2 protein-coding genes are annotated in these 5,979 nt (G+C 34.9%); one reads left to right on the top strand and one right to left on the bottom strand.

What is annotated here, in order from left to right; genetic code table 11:
* Positions 1-727 precede the first annotated feature (727 nt).
* Positions 728-2,818: a ShlB/FhaC/HecB family hemolysin secretion/activation protein gene (locus ACP6PK_RS10645; RefSeq protein WP_426559583.1), complete on the bottom strand. Its 2,091-nt coding sequence runs from the start codon at positions 2,816-2,818 to the stop codon at positions 728-730.
* A gap of 1,421 nt (positions 2,819-4,239) precedes the next feature.
* On the opposite strand from ACP6PK_RS10645, the gene ACP6PK_RS10640 reads away from it, so the two are divergent.
* Positions 4,240-5,937: a transglutaminase domain-containing protein gene (locus tag ACP6PK_RS10640; RefSeq protein WP_426559582.1), complete on the top strand. Its 1,698-nt coding sequence runs from the start codon at positions 4,240-4,242 to the stop codon at positions 5,935-5,937.
* Positions 5,938-5,979 lie beyond the last annotated feature (42 nt).

Here is a 5,979-nt window from a genome sequence, read left to right as displayed (position 1 = left end):
GCATAAGTCCTGATTAATAAACATTCTTAAAGCTTTTCATAGTGTAGTTGTGTATCTTTAAGAAGGTTTGTCGAAAGTTCACTGGAAAAAGTACCTGGTTTTCAGCTCTTGATGCACGGTTCCCGAAAAATCAAAAAGTTGGCATTTCTGGCGCATCATAGCCAAAAAATTACTCCCCTACTGATTAGCTCAAGTAGGTTTTTATAGAAACAGTCATTGGTACTCAGCTTTTCAAGAGGATTCAATAATTGATAATTGATAATTACCTCTCCCTTTTAGGGAGAGGTTGAATAAAAGGAAAATAAATTCATTGTTTCTCCGGGAGCGAGTCAGAGGCTTTTTACCTTAATTATTCGGTAATAGTTGACCAAAAACATTAACAGGACTTACGCAGAGGTACTATATATAGAGTAAAAAAACTAGAACGTTCTAGTTTTGAACGCTATATAGATGGTATGGGCATAAGTCCTGATTAATAAACATTCTTAAAGCTTTTCATAGTGTAGTTGTGTATCTTTAAGAAGGTTTGTCGAAAGTTCACTGGAAAAAGTACCTGGTTTTCAGCTCTTGATGCACGGTTCCCGAAAAATCAAAAAGTTGGCATTTCTGGCGCATAATAGTATCGCAAAAAAAATACTCCCCTACTCCCCCACTCCCCTACTCCCCCACTCCCCGACTCCCCTACTCCCCCACTCCCCTACTCCCCCACTCCTAACTCCTTCTTCAATCAAAACGGTCGAACAATTACACTGAAATAAAATCCAGAATCTTGAGCATTATTGCCACGATCGTCTATATGTATCAAAGGCAAGCCATAGTCCAAACGTAGATCGATCTGTGGCACAGGTTGCCAAATCAAACCTATTCCAGCTCCGGCCAAAAATCTTTGCTCTGGTAAAAAATCATTACTGGGGTTACTACCATCATTCCAAACAGCTCCAATATCTATAAAAGGAGTAAACTGTATCAATGGCAAACCAGACTCATCCCGATAAACCGTAATTCTATCCTCAATAGAAAATCGAAAACCGTTATCTCCAGACCTGACATTTTGGCGATAGCCCCGTAACGACAAACCACCACCAATAATAAATTGTTGATATGGCAACACAGGAGTTGAGGACAACTGCAAATCTCCCTGGACAATCAATAAATGATTACTACTTAATCTTTGTACCCTTTGTACTTGGCCTAGCCAACTAAAGAAATGTCCATCAGGTTCTGGATCTTGCCTGACAGTAGCATCAAATAAACCAGTACCAATATTGAATTGCGATCGCAAAGCCCAAGCACCTAGAGGGTCTCGACGAATATAATCTTGTCCCAACCTAATTACTGTACTGCTATTAATACCATCATCCTCAGTGTCATCTGGATTGGCAAAATTAAAAAGTTCATCATTAAGGAAAGATTTTGTCCGCTGATAAGTCAAACCGAGAGACAAGGCAAATTCTTGTCTAGGATTTCTCAATATAGGTTGACGGTAACTAAACTCATATACATCTGTTGAGCCACTAATATCCAAATCCTCAAAATCTTGACCAATTCTATTACTGTTAGGTGCTGCTCTTACCTGCAAAGTACCATTCATGGCATTAATAGGCAAATTATAAATAAAGTCAAAGACATCTGATTCATCATCAAAAATTCTAGTGGTGTTATAGGATGCTACAAAAAAATCACCCCGTCCAGTTAAGTTGCGATGTAGGGCAGTCCAACCAGTTCGTTCTGAACCTACCGTTGGAGGAGAATAGTTATCAATGTTCATACTCAACTCGAAAGGATTTGTTTCTGTGACACGAACAATGAGAATACTTTCCCCTGGTGTTTGACTAGCTCGCAAACTAGCTTCAATATTTTCAAATAAAGGATTAGAGCGAAGTAACCGTAGTTGATTTTCTAGTCTAGCAGTGTCTAATGGCTTTCCCACTCCCAGGCGTATCCGACTTTTAATATAGGAGTCCCGTAATCTTTTTGTCCCTTCAATTTGGATTTCTCCTAAAATGCCTTCTACAACTTCAATCCTAACTACACCCTCGGTAATAGTTTGGGGAGGTAAAAATGCTCTTGAGGTAATATAGCCACGTTCTAAATAAATTTCGGTAATTGTATCTGCTACTTGCCGAAGTTCTAATAGAGTGACTAAACGTCCTTCTAGTGGCCCAACGAGGGTATTAATTTCTTCTGGGGTTAAAATTGTACTTCCTGATATTAAAATTCTCTGGACAGGAATTTCTTGATTTGGTTCATCTGGCAGAGGTTGGGATGGTGGTGGTTTTTGTAGTTCTTGTTCTTTGGGTGTTTCTGGTTGAGTTGGTTGGGGAAGGGGTTGGAGGAAGCGATCGCGATTTGGCTCTGGTCGGGGATTTTCTGGTAGACTATTTGGTAGTCTGGGCGGATTTGTTGGAGAATTTTGAGCATAAGTTGATTGGCTTTGAGTGACAGTATTAATCACTTCCCCTGAAGTAAGAGTGTCTTCAGTATTTTGTAACGTCTGAGTTAATTTTTGTATTTGTTTAATGTTTTTTTGTCGGGGATAAGTTTTTCCACCTGCAATTAATTTTATTCCTTCTCTTTTCCTAAGTTGAGATATTAAAGTTTTACGATTAAGGTTTTTATGTTGATGTTTATGAATTAACTTTGGAGTTAATTCTGATGTAAATTTAGATTTTTTGAATAATGAAATATTGCCTTTATTAGCTATTAGTGAAGTTTTATTCAAGAATTTATCCACATCTGTAGTTTTAGATATAGCTTGATTAGCTAATAGGCAAATAATTGTAAATGTAGTAGGAATTAATGTGATAATTTTCAACATTGCAATAATTATTATCCAGGTATTTTCTGATTTTACTTACTATCAAAAAGATAGTTTTTTTGTTTTTAATTGTATTTAATAACACCCAGAAAAAGTAAATATTTTTTAGATATAAAATTACTCAATTGTCAGCTACCAACTATTGGCTATTACCGAATAATTAATGATTAATAGTTAATAATTAATAGTTGATAGTCAATTAATTATTCATTCAACAATTCACGCCTTGAAGCCTCTCATTGTAATGAATAATGAATAATTAATAATTAATAATTAATCATGGCTATCCTAGACTGGTTATAGCTTCTTAGTAGTTTAAATGAACTTAAACCCTTAAATAGCAGAGGATTAAACCTTTAGGAAAATAGATTTTTATGTTTATTTGCTTTTTTGTATTCCTATAATCCTTGCATAGCAGTGATTATAGAGTTCCTAAGTGTAGTAATTTATCATAGCTACTCTAAAAGAGCCTTAATAATTTACACGCCATAAACAAGCATGAGATAATCTGTTCTAAATTATTAATGTTCCATTCTAGATAATTATTAATTATTAATTGTATTGGCAGTCGCCGACATGAACATTGTTAATTGCTGAACTTTGATTTTAGATAAGAGCTTTATTAATTGAACCAGTATTAAATCTTACTACAAAAGTAAGCATTTCCTCCGGAATGCTGCGCAAATAGCAGTCAGCCAGCCTCCTGCGGAGGAACTACGTTAACAGCTATATTACCTTTAAACAAAGAACTAAAAAACAATTGAGAGATTTCCCAGAATTATGTGAAAATGTAGTAGAAGTTAAATGAATGAATCAAGCATTCATTGTTATTCCTGGCAAGCGTAGCATTCCGTAAGATGAGCAAACAGCTAATAACTGTTTACCGAAAAATAAAGGTATAAAGCCTCTCTTTTCCAGGAGAAGCAAAAAAAATTTTCCTTTTATTCAATCCTCTCCCTAAAAGGAAGAGGTAATTATCAATTATCAATTATCCATTATCTATTATCCATTATTGAAGCAGGATTGAGCAGGAAATACTTATTGCTCTGCTGATTAAATATAAAAGCCTTGACAGATAAAACTAAGTGCCTTTTTAGGTCTGGAAAAAGTACGAACTTTTAGGTCAAAAAGGTGCAAAAATTTAGCATTTTTTGCTCAATATTTAGAGAAAAATCACTCTTACTATTCTTCCGACTACCTCATCTAAATTTCCCATTTCTCCTGTACGGGCGTTAACGATAGTTATGCGAAGCTAACGGCCGTTTCGCTGCGCGACATGAAACGCCCCTACGACTCCTACCATTACTTAAATATAAGTTTTTTCTGAAGCAATAGCACAAACTATTTTATTTTGTCAATAATTGTATAGTAGAAAACCTATACTTAAAAGGTTCTCTGAAAATATTTCTTCTGAATTTAACATGAATTTTGAATCATCTGAGAGTACCCAAAAACAAAATTCAAGGCCACGGACTATTAGACCAATTGGAGTAGCTTCACTGCATAGTATTGCTTTTTCTAGAGAGACTCTCTATGCTATTGACAAAAATCGTGGTTTTCTGCTAAAGATTGACCCAACAACAGATAATACCACTGTTATTAATCCTTATCAGACTGATGAATTTATTGATGTTACAGGTATTTCTATCTGGAAAGATACTCTCTGGTTAACATGGGAAAATAAAATTTATTTCTGTCTGAATGCTATTGGTAATTTATCAGAAGGACGTTTAAGATGGCAACATTTTTTCACTTTACCTTATGCTGCTGATGGAATTGCTGTTTGGGAATCAACTGTTTATGTAACTTGTCAAAAATTAGGTAAAATTATAGTTTTTGATAAAGATACTAAACAACAAATTACAGGGTTTTATGCTCCAGGAATAGGGTTTGAAAATATTACGGTTCAGGATGAAGAATTGTGGCTTTGCGATCGCGAGGAGCAGACTGTTTATTGTTTAGAAAGGGGAACTGGTAAGGTGAAATTTAGTGTATTAACTCCTTTTGAGTCTCCAACTGGATTAGCATTTTATCGCAATTTTACTACAGGGGAAAGACAACTTTATGTTGCTTATTCTGGGGATGAACTTTACATTAGAGATGACCCCAATTCGGAAAAACAGTATGAATTAAATAAGCGCGATAGAACTTTTATACATCCTCTTGATTTTTATTACAATGAACAGGAAAAATATGCTGTTTCTAATGGTTTTTTAATTGAGATGTCTTATGTTGAAGAATTAGAACCATTAGATGAAATATTTTTAGAAGATGTGGAATGGCGTATTGCTTTACCTTCGGAAACTCATCGTCAAAAAGTTAGGGAAATTTCTCCTATAGGAATGCCTTTTACTGAAGAAATTCAAGATGGTCAAAAAGTTGCTGTTTTTAGGTTTAAACCATTGCGTCAAAGTGAAAGAAGGATATTTGGTTGGAAGGCTTTATTAGAAGTTAGAGCAATTAAGTACCAAATTCAACCTTTTAATGTAGAAAATATTCCGGAAATTCCACCAGATTTTCACGATAAATATCTGGTAGATAATGATAATTTGGCAATGGATAAAGAGATAGTTATTCGAGCTGCGAAAGATGCTGTTTTCAGAGAAAATAATCTATTACGTCAACTTTTGAAGATTCGGAATTATGTTTATGACCAACTTTCTTATGGAGTAACAGCTAAGATTGATACTCCCGATATTGTGTTGGAAAGAGGTATTGGTTCTTGTGGAGAATATGTAGGATTATTGTTAGCTTTGGCACGATTAAATGGTATTGCTTGTCGTACAGTAGGTCGTTATAAATGTCCGGCTTTTGCTGATAGAAAAGGTGTGCCTTTGGAGCCAGAGTTTAATCATGTATGGTTGGAATTTTATCTACCTGGTTTTGGTTGGGTTCCTATGGAGTCAAACCCTGATGATTTACAGGAAGGTGGTCCTTATCCGTTAAGGTTTTTTATGGGGTTAGCTTGGTATCATGTAGAAATTGGTAAAGGAATTAAGTTTGAAGTTATGAAAAATAAAGGGGTTCCTGTTAATAAGGAAGAAGTTTCAATTGGTAATTTAGCAATTAATCATGTTAGATTTACAATCTTAGAAGAGTTATCTGCAATGGATAATTGATAATTGATAATTGATAATTGATAATTGATAATTGATAATTGA

Source organism: Dapis hubbardiae BLCC-M172 (assembly GCF_050016015.1).
In the GTDB taxonomy this organism is placed as follows: Bacteria; Cyanobacteriota; Cyanobacteriia; order Cyanobacteriales; family Microcoleaceae; genus Trichodesmium.
This window is presented reverse-complemented; position numbering and strand designations above follow the sequence as displayed.

Bases quoted from the DNA above. Each gene is read 5' to 3' on its own strand.
- ACP6PK_RS10645 (WP_426559583.1), bottom strand. From the start codon at position 2,818: ATGTTGAAAATTATCACATTAATTCCTACTACATTTACAATTATTTGC.
- ACP6PK_RS10640 (WP_426559582.1), top strand. From the start codon at position 4,240: ATGAATTTTGAATCATCTGAGAGTACCCAAAAACAAAATTCAAGGCCA.